This is a genomic window from Anaeromicropila populeti, assembly GCF_900112775.1.
Taxonomy (GTDB): domain Bacteria; phylum Bacillota; class Clostridia; order Lachnospirales; family Lachnospiraceae; genus Anaeromicropila_A; species Anaeromicropila_A populeti.
Genome location: NZ_FOYZ01000003.1, coordinates 205211 through 228719 on the forward strand (window position 1 = coordinate 205211; position 23509 = coordinate 228719).

Consider the following 23509-nt stretch of genomic DNA (forward strand, 5'->3'; position numbering starts at 1 on the left):
TATAATACAGAGCGCCGGAAGTTACAATATGGTGGAAAAAAGAAGAAACAAATCAAGCTTTATACTATGCTGTTTTTTCAAACTGACTGTTATATAACTGGGCATAGAATCCACCTTTTGCCATAAGTTCTTGGTGATTTCCCTGTTCTACAATATCCCCGTCCTTCATAACTAAAATCAAATCAGCATCACGAATGGTGGATAGTCTGTGGGCAATTACAAAACTTGTTCTTCCCTTCATTAAATGATCCATTGCCTTTTGAATCTGCACCTCAGTTCTGGTATCTACTGAACTGGTTGCTTCATCTAAAATCAAAATCTTATTATCCGCCAAAATTGCTCTGGCAATGGTTAATAGCTGTTTCTGCCCCTGGGATACATTGGTAGCCTCCTCATTTAGTTCCATATTATATCCATCTGGTAACGTCTGGATAAAATGATGTGCATGGGCCGCTTTTGCTGCTGCAATTACCTCTTCATCTGTTGCATCTAATTTACCATAACGAATATTTTCCATAATGCTTCCTTTAAACAGCCAAGTATCCTGAAGCACCATTCCAAACAGCTTCCTTAATTCTCCCCGGTTAAAATCACGTAAATCATTACCGTCGATTTTAATTGATCCGTTATTCACATCATAAAAACGCATCAGAAGCTTCACCATTGTAGTTTTACCTGCTCCAGTAGGCCCGACAATTGCAACCTTTTGCCCCTGCTTAATATCCACGCTAAAATCATGTATAATAATGTTATCTTCATTATACCCAAAATTCACATTTTCAAATCGCACTTCTCCCACCAAATCCTCTACAGAAACAGGGTTTTCAGCAAATTGAACTTCTTCCTCTTCTTCCAAAAATTCAAATACACGCTCTGCAGCTGCTAAAGTGGATTGCAGCATATTAGAAACCTGTGCAATCTGACCAATTGGCTGGGTAAAGCTTTTTACATATGAAATAAAGGACTGTATATCACCTACCTGAATTTTCCCCTTTATAACTAGAAAACCTCCTAAAATAGCTACTGCAACATATCCTAAATTTCCAATAAAATTCATAATTGGCATCATCAAACCTGATAAAAATTGAGACTTCCATGCTGATCCATATAAAACATCATTTACTTTATCAAACTCATTGATTACCTGCTGTTCATGATTAAAAACCTTTACTACACTGTGACCTCCATAAACCTCTTCTACCTGGCCATTAATATGCCCTAGATATTCCTGCTGTTCTTTAAAGTACTTCTGGGACTTCTTCACAATAAACATTATCAGAACCATGGAAATAGGTAAAATTAACAACGTAACCAAAGTCATAACTGGGCTAATAGAAAGCATCATAATGATAATACCAACTATGGTTGTAACAGATGTAATCAGCTGGCTGATACTCTGATTCAGACTCTGTCCAAGTGTATCAATATCATTTGTCACTCTGGAAAGAATCTCACCATTGGTTGTACTGTCGTAATACTTCATTGGCAGTCGGTTCATCTTTTCAGAAAGTTCTTTTCTAAGATTATAGCAGGTTTTCTGAGAAACCTGTGTCATAATCATTCCCTGTACAAAACCAAATACCGCACTAATACAATATATAATTACAAGAAAAATCAAAATATCTAAAATCTTATCGAAATTAATGCCACTTCCACCTTGCATTTTGGAAATGAATCCATTGGCAATTTCCGTTGTCGCATTTCCTAATTTTTTAGGACCATAAATATTAAATGTGGTACTGAAAATCGCAAAAATAAACGCAATGACCATCTGAATTTTATATTTTCCCAGATATCGATTTAATTTTTTCATAGTTCCCTTGAAATCTTTTGCTTTTTCACCAGGAACCATTCCTCCCATTGGTCCATGGCCGCCTCCCATGGGTCCCCTTTTCGGTCCTCTTTTTATGGAAGCATCTGACACCTTAGGATTGTCATTATTGTTCATTCTGATCAGCTCCTTTCTTTAATTCTAACACCTCTTTACTATCTAAATCCCCACTTAACTCCGCTTGTGAAAGCTGAGATGCTGCTATCTGCTGATACACCTCATTGGCTGCCAATAGCTGCTTATGGGTACCAATTCCCACTATTTTACCTTCGTCTAATACAATAATCTGGTCTGCATTCAAAATCGTACTAATACGCTGGGCAACAATTAAGACAGTGCTCTCTTTTAAATCTTTCTGAATTGCCTTTCTAAGCGCTACATCTGTCTTAAAATCCAGAGCTGAAAAACTATCATCAAATATAAAAATTTCTGGTTTCTTCGCAATTGCCCTTGCAATAGAAAGTCTTTGCTTCTGTCCACCAGAAACATTGCTGCCGCCTTGTGCAATAGAGCTAAAATATTTATTTTCCTTTTCCTCTATAAAGTCCGCTGACTGTGCAATGGCTGCTGCCTTCTTTATTTCTTCTTCTGTTGCATCTTCTTTTCCATAACGAAGATTTGAATCTATGGTTCCAGAAAACAAAATTGCTTTTTGTGGAACATACCCCAGCTTATCATGTAGTTCTTTCTGTGTTATTTCTCTCACATCGATTCCATCCACTTTAACGCTGCCTTTTGTAACATCATAAAAACGTGGTATCAGATTTACTAACGTAGATTTACCACTTCCTGTACTTCCAATAAATGCTGTAGTCTTGCCAGGCAGTGCCGTAAACGTAATATTTTCAAGCGCATCTTCATCTGCATTTGGATACCGGAACGATACATTTTCAAATTCAATCAGTCCCTTTTTCCCGTTTGCATCCGATATTTTTTTTGGACTTTCTGGTTCCATAATTGTAAGGTCTGTCATTAACACTTCATCAATACGGGTAGCGGAAATAGCTGCCCTTGGAAGAAAAATAGAAACCATGGTAAGCATTAAAAATGACATTACAATCTGCATGGTATAAGTCATAAAGGCAATCATATCTCCAACCTGTAACTCTCCCAGTTCAATGCCCTTTCCTCCGTACCACACAATTAAGATCATCACACAATTCATAATTAAAAACATAAATGGCATCATAAACGACATCACCCGATTGGTAAACAGCATCGTTTTTGTCAAATCCTGATTTGCCCCATCAAATCTTTTCTCCTCATGCTTTTCTGTTCCAAATGCCCGGATAACAGAAAGACCAGTCAAGATTTCTCTTGATACTAAATTGACTCTGTCAACTAAGCTTTGCATCATTTTGAACTTTGGCATGGCAACTTTAAATAAAATAAGTACAACTGCCAGAATTGCTGCCACCGCAACAAAAATAATCCATGACATAGATGTATTGGTATGCACTACTTTAATAATACCGCCTATTCCTAAAATTGGTGCATACACTACCATACGCAGCAGAAGCACAGCTACCATCTGCACCTGCTGAATATCATTGGTACTCCGTGTTATCAGAGAAGCAGTTGAAAAGCGGTCCATTTCCGTGTTGGAAAAGGATACAACCTTCTTGAACAAAGAGGTACGCAGATTTTTCCCTATGCTTGCTGCTACTCTTGCTGCTATTAAACTGACAATGATTATAATAAACATGGCTCCGAAGGATACTCCCAGCATTTTTGCTCCCGTCCTTAAAATATAGCTGGTTTGAATTTTCCCAATATCCCTCCCAAGTGCCTCATACTCACTTTTTGCAAAAGCTGCTCCAATTGTATTTATCATAGAGGCGGAATAATTAGAAAATCCTTCATCGGTTTTCTGGTACATGGCAATTCGCTGCTCTGCTGTTCCGTTTAAAACTCCTTCTAGCGCACCCTCCGTTTTTGACAAACTACTGATAAGGGCATATACCTTAGCAATCACCAAACCTGCTTTTTCTCTCTCCTCTTCTGTTCCATTAAATTCATAAACTACCATAGAATCAGCTAGAGGATATTGTTTTAGAAATTCCTTTCTCCCTTGTTCAGTTAAACTAGATAATTCCACTTTTTGATAACAATTCTGAATCAATGTCAAATTGTCCTCTGCTAGAAAAGGATACATTAACTGCAAACTCTCTTCTCTCATCACATCAGGGGACACCTCTTCAATTCCACTCTGCTGGATTCCTACATTTACAACATCTGAAGTATATTCTGGCAATTTCAAATCACAGATAGCCTGAATGACAAGCAAAGCCACAATTGCAATGACCGGAATATAATGCTTTGATAAATACTTAATGATATTTCTCATATTCTGCGCTCTCCCTTTCTTTCTCCTCAATATCACCTAATTCTTCTATTATCAGGTCTACAAGCTTTTCATTTAAGTGAAGCAACTGTTCCACATCTTCACTCCCCATTTTCTGAAATACTACTGTAAGAAAATCAGTAATTTCCTTTTTTGACTCCTCCAAAGCTTTCCGTCCTTCTTCTGTTACAGTAAGATACACTACTCTCTTGTCTTTTTTATCAGAAACCCGTTTCACATATTCTTTTTCCTCTAGTGAACGTATTTTCTTTGAAATCGCTGGTTTTGTAGCATCCATCCTCTTTGTAATATCAGAGATTTTGACTCCAGGCAAATTAGGTTCTGTCTTTGTATTTTGCTCCACCATTTCCTGAATACAAGATAATGTAACAAACTCTACATGAGGCAAATGGGCGGATTTCATTTTTTTTGCAATATTTCGAAAACGATGTAATACAGTAACGTATCTTTTTATGAATTCCTTCACCATTTCATGTCCTTTCTTTTAAATAGTTTACTTGGTTAACAGTTGAGCAAGTGAACTTATTTTATCCTATTAATAATTTTTTGTCAATTAGCTATTTTTGTGTTAAGAAATTTAATACCTGGTTTATACTTTTTTTATCTTTGCAAAAATTGACTTTTTTAATATTTAGTGTTACCATTTGACTGACACAAAATCAATTTACTCTCATATACTGAGAATAAATTATAAAAACAGCTGACAGAAGTGTCTTTGTCATTTCTAAGTGGCAATAAAACTAGCGCCATGCACCTTTTCATATTGTGAAAAAGGTTAACGAGGTAGGAAGAGTATCGAAAATTCGGCGGATGCTTCCTCGCGTTTTCTGGACGTGTAATATGTTGCTAAAAATCTGGGTAACTAGCCAACAAGAGTAACATAACCAGTAAATGCTTGAAAAAGGAGAATAAGTATGTGTGGAATTATTGGTTTTACTGGCATCCTTGATGCAAAAGAAGTTTTAACAGAAGGATTAAAGGAATTAGAATACCGCGGCTATGACAGTGCCGGCATTTCTTTTTTTGGGGAAAACAAAATCCTTACGATTAAATCAGAAGGTAAGGTTGCCTGTTTATGCGAAAAAGTTAAGGCAGCTGATACCGAAGAGGCAACCTGTGGAATCGGACACACCAGATGGGCAACCCATGGTGGCGTTTCTGACACAAACTCTCATCCTCATACTTTTGGCCAGGTTACTTTAATTCATAATGGTATTATTGAAAACTATAAAGAATTAGAGGAAGAACTGGCAAAGAAGGGAAAATATCCTGTTAGTCAGACAGATTCTGAAATTGCAGCAATGGTCATTGATGACTACTATGTTGGCAATCCTGTTAAAGCATTAAAATCTGCCATAAAAAAATTGCAGGGAGCGTATGCATTTTGTATTATGTTTGCGGATCAGCCAGAAGTTATTTATGCTATCCGAAATGGAAGTCCTCTAGTTGCCACTTCTACGGTAGAAGGCTCCATCATTGCATCTGATATGGTTGCACTAATTAAGTATTCAAAAGACTATTTTGTTTTACCAGAGCATCACATTGCCCGTCTCACCAAGGACGAAATTATTGTAACAAATATGGAACATCAAGTGGTGACACCTCCTATGCTTCATGTAAACTGGGATGTGGCAGCAGCAAGAAAAGGTGGATACGAATATTTTATGCTGAAAGAAATCCACGAACAGCCTGAAGCTTTAAGAAATACAATTGCACCTCGGATCGTCAATGGGCTTCCCGATTTTTCAGAAGAAGGTATTTCTGATGAACTATTAAGAAATACAAAGCGCATTGTGATTACAGCCTGTGGTACTGCCATGCATGCTGGATTAGTCGGCCGTATCCTTATTGAAAAGCTTACGCGGATTCCTGTTTCCGTTGAAATAGCTTCTGAATTTCGTTATGCCAACCCGATTTTGGATGAGAATACTCTTGTCATTACCATTTCTCAGTCTGGAGAAACCGCAGATACATTAGCTGCATTGCGATTAGCGAAAGAAAATGGTTCTATGACCTTATCGATTGTAAATGTGAAGGGTTCCTCCATTGCCCGGGAAAGTGATTTTGTTCTTTATACTCACGCAGGCCCTGAAATTGCAGTTGCAAGCACAAAGGCTTATACCGTTCAATTATCTGCCTTGTATCTTTTTGCATTCCGTTTTGCTTTTGTCAAGGAAAAAATTTCCCAACAGAAGGCTCAGGAATATATTACTTTGCTGGAGGATACCATTGACACAGTTGCCTACGTTTTATCCTATGATACACAAATAGAAGCTATCAGCCAACGCCTGAAGAGTGCTGATGATTTATTTTTTATTGGCCGTGGGTTAGATTATGCTCTTTCTTGTGAAGGTTCTATTAAGCTGAAAGAAATTACTTATATTCATTCTGAAGCTTATGCAGCAGGTGAACTTAAACATGGTACCATATCACTGATTACAGACAATGTTCCTGTTATTGCATTAGCCACTCAGGCAGATGTTTATGCAAAAACTATTTCTAATGTAAGAGAAGTCCGTTCCAGGGGTGCGAAAGTAATTTTGATTACAAATGCAGATGTCCAGGTAGATGCTTCTTTATGCGATCATCATATTATGCTTCCACCAATGGAAGCAGAGTTTACTCCTTTTGCTGCTGCTGTGGTATTACAGTATATCGCTTATTATACAGCAGTTGCCCGAGAGTTAAATGTTGACCAGCCAAGAAACCTGGCTAAATCTGTTACTGTAGAATAATTGCAAGGGATGCTGTTGGTTAAGAACAGCATCCCTTTTCATAATACAAACAATTTAATACACTACATCAATATCATAAATATTAATTCCGCTATTTGATGAATACAAATAAATTGTATTGCTATTTCCTGAGTAAGTAAATTTTTGTACCGACAAGGACGTACTCATTGAAAACGTTCCTAGCTGGTTTCCATTGGCATCAGCAACCAATAAGGTTCTTGAACTAGTTCCTGATGATTTTCCAGTCACTACAATGGAACAAGCACCACTTACAGGAAAGGAAGCTGAACGATAAGAAGTATTTCCTGTACCCCCTAAAGCTAAACAATATCCATAGGTTGTTCCATTTAATGTTTGAGAAGCTTCATATACTTGCATCGTTTTTGCACTGGTTGCATGTAATGCTAATTGATTTACAGTAACACTAGATGAAATAGTCCCTAAACCTTTAAAGCCGGAATCCTGCATATTCCATGACATGTTTGTTCCAGTACTGCCAGCCGGAATTAACTTCCAATGCTGTGCATTGCCGCCCCAGTAAGTCCATTGGTTTGCGTTTCCTCCATTTGCTGTGCTAAAGTCATAGATTTCAATTGCTGAAGCACTTCCAGATGCTTTTGTCAAAAATGCATAGGAGCCATCATTATGTTTAGTAATATAATACTGTTGCATATCTCCTCCATGATAAGTCCATTGCAAAACATTTGTACCATTACTAGTACTACCGTTTTCAATATCTATACAACTAGTATATCCAGAGGCACCTGTTAGTATATGATAGTAGCCATTTCCATTGGAAACTACTTTAAATTTTTGAGCGTCACTTCCGTTATACTCCCATTGTTGAATGTTGGTTCCGTCTGACGCAGATCCATCTGCAACATCAAGGTATAATCCACTATTTACATTTTGTATATAATAAGTTCCTTCTGTCACAACTGAAGCCTCATCCTTAGTCTTTGATCCCCAAAGTGCTTTATTATTCTTACCAATTACAGAAAATGTCATTACCTCATTGTGGCTGCTTGATTCATTATATTGCTTGAAGAAAACACCTTTATAAGTTATTCCACCAATTATCATCGTTACATAGTAGGAACCTGATGTATAAGACCATGTTCCGCTGATTGCTCCAGAAATTGTTCCATTAGAAGAAAGTGTAATGGATGTAGTAGGAAGCATTCCAACATTTGAAGTAGATGCATCTAAACCATGATCAATAAATTCATAGGTACCTGCCATATCTGATAAACTGTATCCCGATGCCGAAATTTTACTTCCCAGATACTCATATGGAGCTGTCACCAGCCAGCCATCTTGATTCAAAAATTGTTGATGAACACGAACTTCATGCATCTCTGAGCCATTATTAAATCGAGTATGATATACAAGATAATGACTTCCATCTGTGTTAATGAATGCTGAATTATGACCACCAGACTTATATCCCACGCTTAAACTGGAAAAATCATAGTTTCCAAATAATTTAACCCCTAAATTTGCCTGATTACTTGTGGAAGAATAAATCGCTGAATTTCCTGCTGCATCCTTATATGGACCTGAGATATTAGTAGAACGGTACATTCTAATGTGATAACCACCAGAATTTGCAAGTCCTCCGTATGTTATGTAAAGGTAATAGTAACCTGCCGTTTTATCATATACAATATATGGCGCTTCACCTGATTTATAATAGCCTCCTGCTATTCTTGTTCCAAAATAGGCATCTGTATTACCACTGTTATAACCAGGATAAATTGGCTGACCAGTTGCTGGATTTAACTCAAGTAAATAAATTCCCCCTGACCAGGAACCATATGACATCCACATTCTTCCACTAGAATCAAATGTTAGGTTAGGATCAATTGCATTTGGAAATAAGCAATTATTATAAGAACCATTGGCATTAAACCATCCACTCCTATATCCACTTAATGTTCCTTTGCTAATTAATGTTGAAACATTTGTATTTGTATATTTTGTATTTATTGTCTTACTGCCTAACGAAGAGGAAGTTGTAATATAATTATCCTTTAATGTAAAACCTGAATATACAATTGTGTCAACATGTTTAAATGGCCCCTCTACTGATTTTGATACTGCATATCCAATGCAGGAACGAATGTACGTGGAAGACGTACAATAATACATCATATATGCGCCTTTAGTCCCATCACTCCAACTATAACTTCCATTCCAAATAATGTCTGGTGCCCATACCGCATATCCGCCAGAACTATCCTGATCATTATAGCCTGCCCATGTAAAGGATTCTGACAATGCACTTAATAAAGAATCTGTTGTTGAACTTCCATAGACACTTCTATTACTATACCCTTGGGTTCCTAAATAAGACCAGTCCATAATGTTTGTTGAAGAAGCCTGACCTAAATGCGATCCAAATATGTAATATTTCCCGGATTTTGGATCTCTAAAAATTGATGGATCATGTACAGAAACCCTTTTTGTTGTTCCTGCTGCTGCTTTAATTGTATTTTCGTTGTGTTGCAAAACCAGTGTAAAGACAAACATACCAATAAGTGACACTGCTATAACCTTTTTTAAAAATTTTTTCATACCTTTTCGGGTATAAACAATCATTTATACCCTGCCTCCTTTCAAATAAATCCATGTAACCTGTTTTTTTGTAATCCCCAATTTTAGATTTTAGTAAACAATTCATACTAAAAATAATTTGGATAAATCAGCATAAATCCTTATGCTATATTAAATATAGCATAATATGTAAGAAAAAATAAGATGTATTATTCACAAATATTATGCAACTAATTAAACTATTTTAACAATTACCAAAACATATTTCACTTATTTATTTGAATTTTCCCTAAAATTATAGAGCCTTTGCTCCCAGATAATTAATACCTGATTGGCAAAGGCTCCTGCAAATATTTTAAAACTTCTATTATTGATACCTCTTCTAAATTAAAATTATAATAGATTTACATTTAGAAAATGACATACCTGTGGATATATTTTTTCATCACCTACAATAAGCAAAATATCTTTTTCCAAAATCAGTACATATGGACCTGGAGAAACGATTAAATTACCCTCTCGCTTAATTCCAATAATGGTACCACCTGTATTCTGCCAAAATTTCACCTCCGAAATTGTCTTTCCAAGGTGAATAAAATTACCTGGAACCTCAATTTCAATTGGTGTAAGCGGGTTGGTGTTTCTCAACCGTCCAGAGTAATCCAAAATTTTTTTTAATGTATCTTGTAAGTATAAATCCAGCCTTTCCTTCTCTAAAAGGATATTATGAACTTGTTTTTCCAAATCCCTGACACTTTCCAAATTGGAGAAACGGTTCATATACTCAAAAGCCTTCTCCCGAGACAGAACCTCTATCCCACTGCCTCTATTGGATTTCACAATGTGAACATCCTCTAATATTTTTACTGCTCTCCTTATTGTTTCAGGAGACACTTTATACTCACTTGCCAAAGTAGAACGGCCATGTAGCTTATCTCCAATTTTAAAGCTACCGTTATAAATGCGATTAGCCAAATCAATGGCTATTTTTTCATAAGTAGGTATCTGAATTTTGTGTTCCATGAAATCCTCCAGCACATTATTATAAAATTAAAGATATCATAACACAAATCTTTTCTAAAAAATACTATCTGCATAAATTTATTTGATTAGTCCCTTTTCTTTTAAGAAATCTTCTGCCACCTGAGCAGGAGCCTCCTTCAAACTATCTACTTTATAATTTAATTCACGCATAGTTTCATCGTCCAAGGCAGCTGCTAATTTGTTTATAACACTTTCCAGTTCTGGATATTCCTCTAAAGTATCTTCTCGAATCAAAGGCGCTGCATAATATGGCGGAAAAAATTTCTTGTCATCTTCCAAAACTGACAAGTTAAATTCTCGTAATAATCCATCTGTAGAAAAAGCATCAATTACTTCACTTTCTCCGCTATTTAAAGCTGTATATCGAAGTCCTCCATCTACAGGAGCTACTTTTTTAAATTCTAAATTATACACTTCTTTTAGTCCAATCAGACCATCTGAACGATTAGGAAATTCTATAGTAGGTCCCATAATCAGTTGTTTACTCACATTAGCTAAATCCGAAATTGTTTTCAAATTATATTTTTCTGCTGTATCTTGTCTTACTGCTAAAGCATACGTATTATTAAAGCCCAGTGGCTCCAGCCATTTTAATTGATACTTATCATGAAATTCTTTTTGCACAATATTATAAACTTGATCGGAATCACTAACCGCATCTTCTTTTAATATATTTACCAATCCGGTTCCTGTATATTCCACATAAACATCCAATTCTCCAGAAGTTAAAGCACTAAAAGCAACCTGTGATCCACCAAGATTTAATTTCCTTTTTACATGGAAATCTGTGTTGTATTCGATTACATCTGAAATCATGTTTCCTACAATCAATTGCTCTGTAAAGTTTTTACTTCCAACTACAATCGTTTTTTCTTTGTTATGATTCATATTCATAACTAATACTGTTGCCCCAAAACATAGAATAATTCCCATTGAAGCAATTTGCACCCATCGCCTTTGAAAAATACCGCTTTTTTTAGATTTTTTGGTAGAAAAGGAAATCCCATTTTCAATTTTACCAATTAAAAAATCGATGAGCAGGGCAAGCATACATGCTGGAATGGCTCCAGCTAAAATCATCTGATTATCTACCGTTTGCACACCTGAAAATACAAGATATCCCAAACCACCTGCACCAACAAAAGCAGCAATTGTCATTAATCCAACCGCGGTAACAGCCGAAATGCGAATACCTGCCATAATCATGGGAAGGGCAAGTGGCAGCTGTACTTTCGTTAAAATCTGATTTTTGGTCAGTCCAATTCCAGTTGCAGCCTCGATAATGTTCCCATCTATATTCATTAATCCTGTGTACGTATTCTTGATAATTGGCAAAAGAGAATATAGCACAACCATTATGATAGCTGGCTTACTTCCTATTCCAACAAAGGGAATAAGAAACCCAAGTAATGCCAGACTTGGAATAGCCTGAACTAAATTAGCTAATCCAATAATAGGCTTGGATAGTTTCATATGCCTTGCAATTAAAACACCTATCGGTATTCCAATTAGTACTGCGATTAGTACTGCTAAAACACTAAGATAAATATGTTGAACAAGTAAATTCAAAATTTGTTCTTTTCGCTCTAAAATATATTGAAAAAAGTCAGCTACTTTTATCATTAGAAATCCACCTCCATCTCCAATAGTTGGTCGCTTAATGCTGATAGTATACTGCTTCTTGTAATCAGACCCTTTAACTGCTTTGAACTGTTAACAACTGGTACATATCCTATATGATTATCATTCATGGTTTTTAACACACTGATTAAGTCCTCTTCTTCTAACACAGTAACTAAATTAGGCTCCATAACATTTTCAATTAGAAGGCCCCTATCTTTCAGCTTTAAATCTTTCAGTGTAACAAGTCCAATCAATACTCCTGATTTTTCCGTAATCATTAAGCTGTCAACATGATTTGTTTTCATAATTTCAATTGCTTGAAGAACATTACGCTTAGGATTAATTTTAACTGGTTCTTCAATCATAAAATCCTGAGCTTTAAGGAACTCTGGATTATTCCATATTTGTTTTTTTCCAATAAAATTTTCTACGAATTCATTTGCTGGATTTTTCAATATAACTTCTGGCGTATCAAATTGTAGTATCTCTCCATCTTTTAATAAACAAATCTTGTCTCCCAACTTAATAGCCTCTTCCATATCATGTGTTACAAAAACAATTGTTTTATTTAATTCTTTCTGCATTTGAAATAGTTCCTCCTGAAGACCGTTACGGGTAACAGGATCTAACGCACTAAAAGGTTCATCCATTAATATAATATCTGATTCTGTAGCAAACGCCCTTGCTACACCTACTCTTTGCTGCTGTCCACCGCTAAGTTCTTTGGGCAGACGTTCTAAATATTCATCTGGATTCAGTCCCACAAGTTTTAGTAATTCTACTGTCTTTTCAAAAATTTTCTCGGTTGGTTCCCCTTTCAGGCGAGGAATCAATTCAATATTCTCCTTAATACTCATATGAGGAAATAGTCCTGTATGCTGAATAACATACCCCATATTTCTTCTCAATTGAATCGTATTGGCTTTTGCAATATCCTTACCATTTACATATATAGTTCCTGAAGTTGGTTCAACCAGTTTATTTAACATTTTTAATAGAGTCGTTTTTCCACAGCCGCTTGGTCCAATTAATATTACTAATTCTCCCTGATTTATCGTTAACGAAAAGTCATTTATAATAGTCTTATCACGATACATTTTTCTTACATTTTTAAATTCAATCATTCAAATCCTCCTTCTTAACCAGTCAAACTAACAACCTCATTATAACAGTAAAGTTGTTAGTTTGTCAAATTGGAGGAATATAGAAAAAAGAGCCGCCGTCTATTTAAGACGTAACAGCTCTTCTTATTTCACCTATATTTATTTCATTACAATATTAACAATTCTTCCAGGAACGTAAATTTCTTTTACAATATTTCCTGTTAATTTATCCTGAACAGACTCTTTTGCTTTGGCAATAACAGCATCCTTTGCTTCTTCAATTCCTATCAAAATGGCAGCTTTTGTTTTTCCATTTATTTGTACTGCAATCTCAATTTCATCATCCTTCATTGCCTCTTCATCATATACTGGCCAGCCACCGTCAAACACGGAGCCTTCATTGCCTAACTGTTCCCATAATTCTGCTGCAAAATGAGGTGCAAATGGTGCCAGCAGCAATACAACCGCAGAAAGTGTTTCTTTATCAATTCCGTTTTCTTTCTTCGCTAGGTCAATCAGCTTGTTATTGTATTCCATAAAACCGCTGATTACTGTATTTAGACTAAATGATTCCAAACGAGTTGTAATGTCATAAATCATCTTATGACGAAGCTTTACCATATCCTTCGTTGCTGAAACATTTTTCTCTTTGCTGTCCATTGTTAAATTCCAAAGACGATTTAAGAAACGATATACACCATCAATACCTCTGTCATCCCATTCCGAATCTAATTCAGGTGGTCCAACAAACAACTCATATAATCTTAAGGAATCACATCCATAATCACGTACCAAATCATCAGGTGAAACTACATTTCCCTTAGATTTACTCATTTTAATACCATTTTTTCCAGTAATCATACCCTGATTAAATAATTTTTGGAATGGCTCTTCAAAGTCAACTACACCAATGTCATATAAAAATTTGGTATAAAATCTTGCATATAATAAGTGTAATACTGCATGCTCTACGCCACCAATATACATATCAACTGGCAGATATTTTTTTGCCTTTTCAGCAGAAACTAATTCTTTATTATTTTTACTATCCACATATCTTAAGAAATACCAAGATGAGCCTGCCCATTGTGGCATCGTATTAGTTTCTCTCTTTGCAGGCGCTCCACAACAAGGACAAGTTGTGTTTACCCAATCAGTAATGTCTGCTAATGGTGATTCTCCTGTACCAGTAGGCTGATAGCTTTCAACCTCTGGAAGTAATAATGGCAGTTCTTCCTCCGGAACAGGAACTGCCCCACATTTCTCACAATGAACAATTGGAATTGGCTCGCCCCAATAACGCTGCCTTGAAAACACCCAGTCACGAAGCTTATATTGCGTAGTCTTCTTTCCGATTCCTTTTTCTTCAATTATAATTGGTGCTTCCTTTTTTAATACTGCCGAATCTTTTCCATTCCATTCACCTGAATTAATAACAATACCAGATTCTGTATACGCTTCCTTTAAATCTGGATTTTCTTTTCCATCTGGCGCAATTACCTGTATAATCGGAATGCTAAATTTTGTCGCAAACTCAAAATCCCTGTCATCATGTGCTGGTACACACATAATCGCTCCCGTTCCATAATCAGCCAGAACGTAATCAGACAGCCAAATCGGCACCTTTGCGCCATTCATTGGATTCACGGCATAGGAACCTGTGAATACTCCTGTTTTTTCTTTATCTTGAAGACGATCCACATTGGACTTCATGGAAGCTTTAAAAATATAATCTTCCACAGCTTTCCTCGTCTCATCATTAGCTAACTCTTTTGCCATAGCATGTTCTGGTGCTAATACCATAAAAGTTGCTCCATACAACGTATCTGGTCTTGTAGTATAAACAGTAATAGCCTTATCTGTACCATCCACTTTAAAATCTACTTCTGCACCATAGCTTTTGCCAATCCAGTCGGACTGCATTTTTTTTACTTTATCTGGCCAATCCAGTTTATCCAGATCGCTCAACAAACGATCTGCATATTTTGTAATCCTAAGCATCCATTGTTTTAAATTCTTCTTTGTAACATCTTCACCACATCGTTCGCATTTACCATTAACAACTTCTTCATTTGCCAGGCCAGTTTTACAGGAAGGACACCAGTTAATTGGCATTTCCTTTTCATATGCCAAACCAGCTTTAAACATTTTGACAAAAATCCATTGTGTCCATTTATAGAAATCTGGATCTGTTGTGTTCACTTCCATATCCCAGTCATAAACCGCCTCAATTTCGTCCATCTGCCTCTTAATATTTGCCACGTTTTCAGCAGTAGAAATCGCTGGATGCACACCCATTTTTATTGCATAATTTTCAGCAGGTAATCCAAAGGCATCCCATCCCATTGGATGGATAATATAATGCCCTTTCATCATCTTATAGCGGCTCCAGACATCACTGATAACATACCCTCTCCAGTGCCCCACATGAAGCCCATTTCCAGATGGATAAGGGAACATATCCAGACAATAATATTTAGGTTTCTTTTCATCCTCTACGTTAACAGGATTTTGTTTCCAGTATTCATGCCATTTTTTTTCAATTTCCTTATGATTATATGGTATTGCCATATCTGATTCCTCCATTCTTTTTCATACAAATGCGGTACTGGAGCAAGTTTCCATCACATAAAAAGCCCCTCCGTCTCTATACTGCTTAGAGACGAAAGGGCATCTATCCATCACCATTTTCCGTGGTACCACTCTAATTCGTGCAATCTTCTTTGTCAAACTGCACGCACTTATTGTTCTGTAACGGGAATACCCGCCCCTATCTACACATTATCTGTATCCTCTTTCAAGGAAATACTTCAACAAGGGAGCTCCAAGGCGAGTTGGGAGACTAAATCTATTGCCTTGCACCAGACGGCAACTCTCTAAAAGACCCTGTTCTCTTACTACTCCTCTTCACTGCTTTTAATACTATAAACTGTTAAATATTTTATATCAAATGCACTTACCTTGTCAAGTAAAAAAACTTAATAGTCTTCACTCTTTGTATAAACCACAGTGGTTTCTCTTGTATGACCTTTTTCATTACTTATAGATAATGTAATTGTATAAACACCTGGCTTACTTTCCTCAATTTGAATTTTCATCCGATACGTAACATCTGTATAATAGTCAAATGCAGTTATACCTTGATTCCGCACATAAGTTTCTGAAACAACATCATATTTTGAAATCGTCAAATCCTTTGCGTTTTCAATTCTCAAAAAATTAGTCACTTGAAACGTAACGACCTGGCTGACTTCATTTAGAAAATCATCTTGTGCAATATACGTAATTTCATATGTTTTAGAATCTACTTTGTCAATCCCTACTACAATGTCATCTACACTCATTTCAGAATAATCATCTGTTACTCCAATTCCTTCCAATGCAAATTCCTCTGTAACCTCAGTATCCCATGCAATTTCTCTGTTTTCAACTCCTGTAAATACAGGTGCCTCGTTATCCACAAATACTTTGCAGGATGCTGTCTTCGTTTTTCCATTTTCCGCCGTAACAGAATAGGTTACATCATAGTAAGAGGAATCTTCACTTTTTGCAATCTTTGTCTTAATAGACTTCTTACTTATTGTCTTTGAATTCCATGAAGCCTTTACATTTTTTAATACCAAAGTACGGTTTACTTTTGCATCTGGTCCAACTAAAATATCCTTAACACCAGTTAATTTTGGCTTTGCAGTACTTCCCTTTACCGTAAAAGTTACTGTCTTCTTAGCACTTTTTCCAACTCCATCTGTAACAGAATAAATTACCTTATATTTACCAGGAACCTTAGAATCCACCCCGTCCGCATTGTTTCCATTATATGTAACAGAAACTTCTATCTCACTTGAAATATCTGTTCCTAAGGACGAGTATGCTTTTACACCACTTAGCACATTCACAGCTGCTCCTAGTTTTACACTTTGACTTTTTGCTCCCGTAATAGAAGCTTTTTTCGTAATATAAGGGTTTCCTGCCGACCAAATATCCGTCGGATCATATCCCATTCCGTAGTTTATACTTAGTTTTATTCCCTGTGGTTTACCCAGTGGGCCTGGATCACTGCTGTCATAAATTGTCACCGTAGTCCCCAGAGAACAATTATCATAGATCCACTTGGCATCTTCTACTGATAGCCGGACACATCCATGTGAACAAACTGTTCCCAGCTTATTAAACTGCTTGTTGGATAATGTTGCTGGATCCCTTTCATAATACCACACCGAATGAAACAAGATACCATCTACTATTCGTGTAGAATACTGTCCCCAGACATCTTCCATTAATAATTTCCATCTGTACTTAGCTTTTGTCTGATAAGTTCCTAACGGAGTGTCCCAGCCCGGCGAACACAGCATTGCCTTAACCGGAACAGTATACTTACCTTTTTCATCCTTTTCGTAAACAGTTAACGTACTCATTTTTCGATTCACTTTAATCAAGTATGGATACTTTTCCGCGGCATGCACGCTTCTATCCATCTTTCCGTACGACAACCCAATTCCAATAAAGAACAAAAGAATAAAAAGCTGTTTTGCACGAATGCTAAAAAGTCTTTTTTTCATACTATTTCTCCTAATTCTCTTTCATTCAATGACTTTATTTTAGTCTTAAATTATGTTACTTTTATGTCAAGTCAGACTAAAATGTCCTATTTTACTCGCCTGGTACATTAAACTGGCTGTTATAAAGTTGATAATAAAAACCACCTTGGTCTAATAAAGCATTATGGCTTCCCTGTTCAATTATATCACCATCTTTTAATACCAGTATAATATCCGCTTCTCGTATCGTTGAAAGCCTGTGTGCTATCACAAAGCTCGTCCTGCCACGCATCATTTTAGTAAATGCCCTTTGTATGGTTATTTCTGTTCTTGTATCTATGCTGCTTGTGGCTTCATCTAAAATAAGAACAGGTGGATCCATTAACATTACCCGCGCAATTGTTAGTAATTGTCTTTGTCCTTGTGACAAATTGCTTCCTTCCTCATCAAGAATGGTATCATATCCTTTTGGCATTTTTCGAATAAAACTATCTGCCTTTGCCTCTTTTGCAGCCTGGATTATTTCTTCCTTTGAAGCATCTTCTTTACCATATCCAATATTTTCTGCAATCGTACCAGCAAATAGCCAGCTGTCCTGCAATACCATTCCAATAGAGCTTCTTAAACTTTCTCTTGTCATTTTAGTAATATTGTTCCCGTCTATCATTATATGCCCGCTGTCCACATCATAGAACCTCATTAGCAAATTTACTAAGGTTGTCTTACCAGAACCAGTTGGTCCTACAATGGCAACCATCTGTCCACTTTGTACTTTTAAGTTTAATCTCCGTATAAAGGGTACATCTGGACGATAGGAAAACTTTACATCTCTAAATTCAACCTCACCCCTGCAATTACGCAGCACATCTACTGTTTCATTTTCTTGTTCCTCTTCTGGTTCATCTAAAAATTTGAACACCCTTTCTGCTGATGCAAGAGCTGACTGGATTTGAGTGGAAATAGATGTAATCTCATTAATTGGCTTAGCAAACTGACTGGAATACGTTAGGAAACTGGCGATTTTACCTATGGTCAAATTTCCTTGTATGGCCATAACACCACCCAATACAGTTACTCCAACATATGCAATGTTATTTACAAGCCGAGTCGTTGGATTTGTCATTGAAGCATACCACTGAGCCTTTTGGCCACATTGGTACAGTCTTTGATTTATCTCCTTAAAATTCTGCACTGCTTCATTTTCATGACCATACGCTTTCAAAACCTGCATATTAGTTACCATTTCTTCTACATATCCGTTTAACTCCCCAGTTGTTTTAGATTGAAGGGAAAAACTATTGGCAGAATGCTTTGCAATAAATGCAGCAATAAAAAAACAAAGGGGTGTTACAACTAAAACCACTATAGTAATCAACGGGCTAATCAAAAGCATAAACAGAAAACAGCCTGTAATACTAATGACTGCTGACATAATCTGAGTAATCCCTTGAAATAAGCCATCTGATATAGCATCTAAATCATTTGTAATACGGTTAATGGTATCTCCATGTGGAGTATTGTCAAAATATTTCAGCGGAAGCCTATTAATCTTTTGAAATGATTCCTGCCGCAAATCATGTATTGTTTTATTTGCTGCTACATTGCTGACAATAGACATAAGCCACTGAAAAATACTGCTTAATAAATAGAGGAGAAGCAAAATCAAAATAATTTTTAACAGCTGTGGAAATTTTACTGCTCCAGTTCCAATCATCTGGTCTATAGCCTGTCCCGTCAGCAGTGGTCCTAAAATTAACAGCATATTCCCAACTAGACCACATATGAAAACACCAATTAAATAGGTTTTATACTTTCCCACATATCCCCATATTCTCTTCCATGTTCCTTTTTCCCGTCTGTTACTATGCTTCATCTGCCATCACCTCACTACTTTGCATTTGGGATTCACATATTTCACGATATACGGAACAGTTCCTCAACAGCTCCTCATGGGTTCCCATTCCTTCCATTTTTCCATCATGCATGACAAAAATTTGATCCGCATTTTTTATGGTGCTTACTCTCTGGGAAACCACAAAAATCGTCATATCCTCAGTGTTATCTTTTAAGGCTTTACGAAGCTTTGCATCTGTCACAAAATCCAGTGCATTAAAACTGTCATCCAATATAAGTATTTCTGGCTGCCTGATAATTGCTCTTGCAATGGAAAGCCTTTGTCTCTGTCCGCCCGATACATTAACACCACCTCTTTGAATTATACTTTCAAAGCCATTTGGCATCTTTTCAATAAACTCTGTTGCCTGGGCAATCTCTGCTGCTCTTTTTATTTCTTCCATAGAAGCGTCCTTTTTACCCCATCGCAGATTTTCTGCAATACTTCCTGAAAATAGTACAGATTTTTGTAAAACAATAGCTATTTTGCTACGCAATTCTTCTAATGCATAATTCTTTATATCCACTCCATCAATGAAAATGTGTCCGCCCGATACAGGATAAAATCCTGGAATTAAATTAACAAGAGTAGATTTTCCACTTCCTGTTCCGCCAATTATTCCAATAGTATCCCCCTTCTTTACCCGAAAGCTGATATCCTGAATTGCATTCTCGCCAGCGCCTTCATAATTCATGGAAACATGTTGAAATTCGATGTGAAATTCGTCTACTTTTTTTCCCTGTTCTTGTGTATCATTTTTTTTCTCTGCTTCACCTTCTGCTTCTAGTACATCACTTATTCTTGCAGCAGATGCAAAAGCTTTTGTAAATACCACCACCAAATTGGATACAACGATCAATGCTGCTAAAATCTGTGTAACGTACCCGATAAATGCCATAATCTCTCCTGTGGTTGTCGTTCCCGTATTTACTCTGATTCCACCATACCATAGGATTGCTCCAATTGAAAAATTCATTACCAGTGCAGTCAATGGATTTAAAAGTGCAGAAAGCTTACCCACACGAATTGCATTTTCTTTATATTCATCATTCTGTTTCATAAATCTTCTGTTTTCATAATCAATTTTGGAAAATGCGCGGATTACTCGAATGCCATTTAGATTTTCCCTTAGCACAAGTGCAATTTTATCAAGCTTTCTTTGTACTGCTTTATAGAGAGGAACCGTTTTTTTCATTGTTAAGAACAAGATTAAAATAAAGACTGGTAATACAATCACCAGGATAAGAGACATTTTAAAATCAATCAAAAAAGCCATAACAAGTCCGCCAATGCACAAAAACGGCGCCCTGATTACTAATCGTATCAGCATTGCCACTGCCCACTGGACTTGATTTACATCATTTGTAATTCTATTTACCAAGGAAGATGTTCCAAAACGATCTGCTTCCTGATTTGATAACGTTAAAATATGCGAAAAAAGCTCATTTCGAATATCCGTTCCCACTCCTTGTGCAACAAAAGATGCTGAATATTGACAAATCAATGCACAACACACGCCTACTACAGCAATGAGAATCATGAAGCCGCCCGTCCGATATACATAATTTAAATCTCCGCGGGCAACACCCATATCCATTACTTTAGACATTAAAAAAGGAAGCATTAGTTCTAAAATTGCTTCTAGTAATTTAAAGAATGGTCCAATTATAAGCAATTTCCAATATGGTCTTAGAAACCTTAATAACTTTCTCATATAAACCTCTTTTCTATGTTGTAAACTATACCGTATATTTTATCATACAAAACATTGGATATTATAACACCGATTCCTCATTTTGTTAAGACTATTTTTCATTATAATACCTATTTTCATCATTTTTACCGTCCCAATAAAATATGCATATATTAATACATTTTCCAACCAGGAGTATCTTATGGAGACATTGCTTCACCTGATTCATCAATACGGCTTGCCTGGCATGTTTTTTCTTATTATGATTGAATACGCTTGTTTTCCCATTTCAAGTGAAATCGTACTTCCTTTTTCTGGTGCTATGGCATCTACCCAACAAATTGATTACCTCTTAATTTTAGCAGTAAGCGTCATTGCTGGATTACTTGGAACAAGTTTTTGCTATTTTGTTGGCCGGCTTGGTGGGTTTCCCATATTGGAGAGACTTTGTAAAAAGCATCCTAAGATGCAGAAATCTATGGATTCCTGCTATCAATATTTTGATAAGCATGGCCGTTCTGCTGTTTGCATCGGAAGAGTCATACCCATTTGCAGAACCTATATTGCATTTGTAGCAGGTGCCCTGAAGCTGAAGTACTCTGTATTTTTATTAGCCTCCTTTGCTGGTATTTCTCTTTGGAATTCCATTTTAATCGGGCTTGGCTACTTATTCCGTGAGAACTGGGGATTAGTCCAGCGTTATTATAATGACTATAAAGCCTTTTTCTTTTGTACTTTGGCAATTTTAGCTTTGGTTCTTATCATCCGCTTTTTACGCCATCGTTCGCAAAATCGCAATTAATATTAATAAAAATCCTGAAAATACACCACACACTTTACGATTCAACTTTTTCATAAGCTGGCTTTTGTCAATAAGTATCCCCCCTATACTTAAAAATGCTATTTGCATGAATCCCACTGTAAAAGGCATAATACTGCCTCCAATCCCAATGGCCGATGCAGCAATCCCCGCACTAAAAGCATCGGCTGATAATGCAATTCCCAATATAAAAGCTTCCCAAAAATCAATTGTTTTTGATTTATCAAAATCGTATATCTGATTTTCGTCTCCAAAAATACTGTTTCTTATAAATGTTAATCCAATTAATACTAAAATAGATATTCCTATAATCTGTATCACCGTTTCCGGAAAAACGGCAGCTAAAAATGCTCCTATTTTTAATGATGTATACATTATAATTACTGACATCATGGCAATAATGGCTCTTGAAAGTTTTGTAATTTTAACGCCCTTTAAATGATATGAAATTCCAATGCCAAGTGCATCAATACTTAGCGATACGGAAATAATCAGAATTTGAAGCAACACCGTATTCACCTGACTTTTTATAAATTCGGCACGTCCTTATCTTCACATGCCTTACATTACAATATGCAAATCAATTAATTTATTGACATTTCTGTAAATTTTTCTATGCAATGATCCGATATAATTTATGACAATAAAACCAAATTATATAAAAGGATCAAGGAGGATTTTTATGAATGTAAATGGAATTACAACTCAGACAGCGGCATATGCTGCTACGGAAACTTCTGAAAAGAAAACAGCTGATAAGAAATCGGCCGCATCAGACAAATCGGAAGCAGCTGTTTATGAAAGCACTGCAAAATCAGACAAGGACAGCAGCAAAAAAATATATTCACAGGATTTGGAGACAGTGAATCGGTTAAAAGAGGATTTGGCCAGAAGAAAATTGCAATTGATGGAACTGGTACAAAAATCTTTAGGACAGCAGGCTGATACCTCTATTACTGCTGCTTCTATACGACAGGTGATTGAAGATGGGGTCGATCCAGAAGTTGTAAAGCAGGCTCAGGAAGACATTTCGGAAGACGGCTACTGGGGGGTAGAGAAAACCTCTGACCGCCTTGTGAATTTTGCAATTGCACTTTCTGGCGGCAACCCAGATAAGGCAGATGAAATGATTGCAGCCATCCAGGAGGGCTTTTCACAGGCTGCTGGGGCATGGGGCGAGGACTTGCCTGAACTTTGCCAGAAAACCTATGATGCAACTATGGAAAAATTAGATGCCTGGAAAAATTCTGTAACCGAAGAAGTATAAAAAGAGTAAAGTGCTGCTGTACTAATAACCTTTTGTCATT

The 23509-nt window shown here is 36.4% G+C and carries 15 protein-coding genes and 1 other annotated feature; of the genes, 3 read left to right on the forward strand and 12 right to left on the reverse strand.

Translation table 11 applies throughout. The features are described from left to right. Positions 1–64: 64 nt before the first annotated feature. From BM305_RS05055 to BM305_RS05065, 3 genes are read right to left on the reverse strand one after another with little or no spacing between them, the layout of a single operon-like run. The gene (locus BM305_RS05055) at positions 65–1882 is read right to left on the reverse strand and encodes an ABC transporter ATP-binding protein (RefSeq protein ID WP_242940470.1); all 1818 of its coding nucleotides are present in this window, start codon (positions 1880–1882) and stop codon (positions 65–67) included. 55 nt (positions 1883–1937) lie between these two features. Beyond that, positions 1938–4178, reverse strand: a complete 2241-nt coding sequence (locus tag BM305_RS05060; RefSeq protein WP_092559615.1) for an ABC transporter ATP-binding protein — start codon at positions 4176–4178, stop codon at positions 1938–1940. Continuing rightward, on the reverse strand, positions 4162–4665 hold the full coding sequence (locus BM305_RS05065) for a MarR family winged helix-turn-helix transcriptional regulator (protein ID WP_092559616.1): 504 nt from the start codon (positions 4663–4665) through the stop codon (positions 4162–4164). Before BM305_RS05065 ends, BM305_RS05060 begins: the two co-directional genes overlap by 17 nt. Positions 4666–5110: 445 nt before the next feature. Here BM305_RS05065 and glmS point away from each other — a divergent pair, with 445 nt between their 5' ends. Further along, a complete protein-coding gene (glmS, locus tag BM305_RS05070; RefSeq protein WP_092559617.1) occupies positions 5111–6931 on the forward strand; it encodes a glutamine--fructose-6-phosphate transaminase (isomerizing) in 1821 nt (606 codons plus the stop codon). Between the two features lie 54 nt (positions 6932–6985). On the opposite strand, the gene BM305_RS05075 is transcribed toward glmS, so the two are convergent. The 8 genes from BM305_RS05075 to BM305_RS05110 all read right to left on the reverse strand — a co-directional run bounded on the left by BM305_RS05075 (position 6986) and on the right by BM305_RS05110 (position 21403). Then, on the reverse strand, positions 6986–9532 hold the full coding sequence (locus BM305_RS05075; RefSeq protein WP_242940462.1) for an RICIN domain-containing protein: 2547 nt from the start codon (positions 9530–9532) through the stop codon (positions 6986–6988). Between the two features lie 348 nt (positions 9533–9880). After that, positions 9881–10510 (reverse strand): GntR family transcriptional regulator, encoded by a 630-nt coding sequence (locus BM305_RS05080; protein WP_092559618.1) that lies wholly within the window; start codon positions 10508–10510, stop codon positions 9881–9883. 78 nt (positions 10511–10588) lie between these two features. Beyond that, the gene (locus BM305_RS05085; protein ID WP_092559619.1) at positions 10589–12154 is read right to left on the reverse strand and encodes an ABC transporter permease/substrate-binding protein; all 1566 of its coding nucleotides are present in this window, start codon (positions 12152–12154) and stop codon (positions 10589–10591) included. Next, positions 12154–13278 carry an ABC transporter ATP-binding protein gene (locus tag BM305_RS05090; protein WP_092559620.1) on the reverse strand — a complete coding sequence of 375 codons (1125 nt, stop codon included), beginning with the start codon at positions 13276–13278 and terminating at the stop codon, positions 12154–12156. The genes BM305_RS05085 and BM305_RS05090 overlap by 1 nt, the downstream gene beginning before the upstream one ends. Before the next feature lie 138 nt (positions 13279–13416). Then, positions 13417–15828 (reverse strand): leucine--tRNA ligase, encoded by a 2412-nt coding sequence (leuS, locus tag BM305_RS05095; RefSeq protein ID WP_092559621.1) that lies wholly within the window; start codon positions 15826–15828, stop codon positions 13417–13419. Positions 15829–15912: 84 nt separating this feature from the next. Further along, positions 15913–16177 (reverse strand) — a binding site (T-box leader). 58 nt (positions 16178–16235) lie between these two features. Beyond that, the gene (locus tag BM305_RS05100; RefSeq protein WP_092559622.1) at positions 16236–17816 is read right to left on the reverse strand and encodes a L,D-transpeptidase family protein; all 1581 of its coding nucleotides are present in this window, start codon (positions 17814–17816) and stop codon (positions 16236–16238) included. 91 nt (positions 17817–17907) lie between these two features. Then, positions 17908–19668, reverse strand: coding sequence for an ABC transporter ATP-binding protein (locus BM305_RS05105; RefSeq protein WP_092559623.1), 1761 nt, complete (start codon positions 19666–19668; stop codon positions 17908–17910). Continuing rightward, complete coding sequence (locus BM305_RS05110) at positions 19658–21403, reverse strand: ABC transporter ATP-binding protein (RefSeq protein ID WP_092559624.1); 1746 nt, start codon at positions 21401–21403, stop codon at positions 19658–19660. The genes BM305_RS05105 and BM305_RS05110 overlap by 11 nt, the downstream gene beginning before the upstream one ends. Positions 21404–21584: 181 nt before the next feature. Between BM305_RS05110 and BM305_RS05115 the strand changes: the two genes are divergently transcribed. Further along, entirely contained in the window at positions 21585–22184 is a 600-nt protein-coding gene (locus BM305_RS05115; protein ID WP_092559625.1) for a DedA family protein, read from the forward strand. Here BM305_RS05115 and BM305_RS05120 read toward each other — a convergent pair. Further along, positions 22155–22721 (reverse strand): manganese efflux pump, encoded by a 567-nt coding sequence (locus BM305_RS05120; RefSeq protein WP_177214558.1) that lies wholly within the window; start codon positions 22719–22721, stop codon positions 22155–22157. The two genes, BM305_RS05115 and BM305_RS05120, sit on opposite strands and share 30 nt — an antisense overlap. Positions 22722–22884: 163 nt before the next feature. Here BM305_RS05120 and BM305_RS05125 point away from each other — a divergent pair, with 163 nt between their 5' ends. Then, positions 22885–23469, forward strand: a complete 585-nt coding sequence (locus BM305_RS05125) for a hypothetical protein (RefSeq protein WP_092559627.1) — start codon at positions 22885–22887, stop codon at positions 23467–23469. Positions 23470–23509: the final 40 nt, after the last annotated feature.

Excerpts from the sequence above, each read along its gene's own strand:
- BM305_RS05105 (WP_092559623.1), bottom strand. The coding sequence starts at position 19,668 with ATGAAGCATAGTAACAGACGGGAAAAAGGAACATGGAAGAGAATATGG.
- BM305_RS05075 (WP_242940462.1), bottom strand. The coding sequence starts at position 9,532 with ATGATTGTTTATACCCGAAAAGGTATGAAAAAATTTTTAAAAAAGGTT.
- BM305_RS05080 (WP_092559618.1), bottom strand. The coding sequence starts at position 10,510 with ATGGAACACAAAATTCAGATACCTACTTATGAAAAAATAGCCATTGAT.
- BM305_RS05110 (WP_092559624.1), bottom strand. The coding sequence starts at position 21,403 with ATGAGAAAGTTATTAAGGTTTCTAAGACCATATTGGAAATTGCTTATA.
- BM305_RS05060 (WP_092559615.1), bottom strand. The coding sequence starts at position 4,178 with ATGAGAAATATCATTAAGTATTTATCAAAGCATTATATTCCGGTCATT.
- BM305_RS05090 (WP_092559620.1), bottom strand. The coding sequence starts at position 13,278 with ATGATTGAATTTAAAAATGTAAGAAAAATGTATCGTGATAAGACTATT.
- BM305_RS05085 (WP_092559619.1), bottom strand. The coding sequence starts at position 12,154 with ATGATAAAAGTAGCTGACTTTTTTCAATATATTTTAGAGCGAAAAGAA.
- BM305_RS05055 (WP_242940470.1), bottom strand. The coding sequence starts at position 1,882 with ATGGGAGGCGGCCATGGACCAATGGGAGGAATGGTTCCTGGTGAAAAA.
- BM305_RS05125 (WP_092559627.1), top strand. The coding sequence starts at position 22,885 with ATGAATGTAAATGGAATTACAACTCAGACAGCGGCATATGCTGCTACG.
- BM305_RS05100 (WP_092559622.1), bottom strand. The coding sequence starts at position 17,816 with ATGAAAAAAAGACTTTTTAGCATTCGTGCAAAACAGCTTTTTATTCTT.
- BM305_RS05065 (WP_092559616.1), bottom strand. The coding sequence starts at position 4,665 with ATGGTGAAGGAATTCATAAAAAGATACGTTACTGTATTACATCGTTTT.
- BM305_RS05115 (WP_092559625.1), top strand. The coding sequence starts at position 21,585 with ATGGAGACATTGCTTCACCTGATTCATCAATACGGCTTGCCTGGCATG.
- leuS (WP_092559621.1), bottom strand. The coding sequence starts at position 15,828 with ATGGCAATACCATATAATCATAAGGAAATTGAAAAAAAATGGCATGAA.
- glmS (WP_092559617.1), top strand. The coding sequence starts at position 5,111 with ATGTGTGGAATTATTGGTTTTACTGGCATCCTTGATGCAAAAGAAGTT.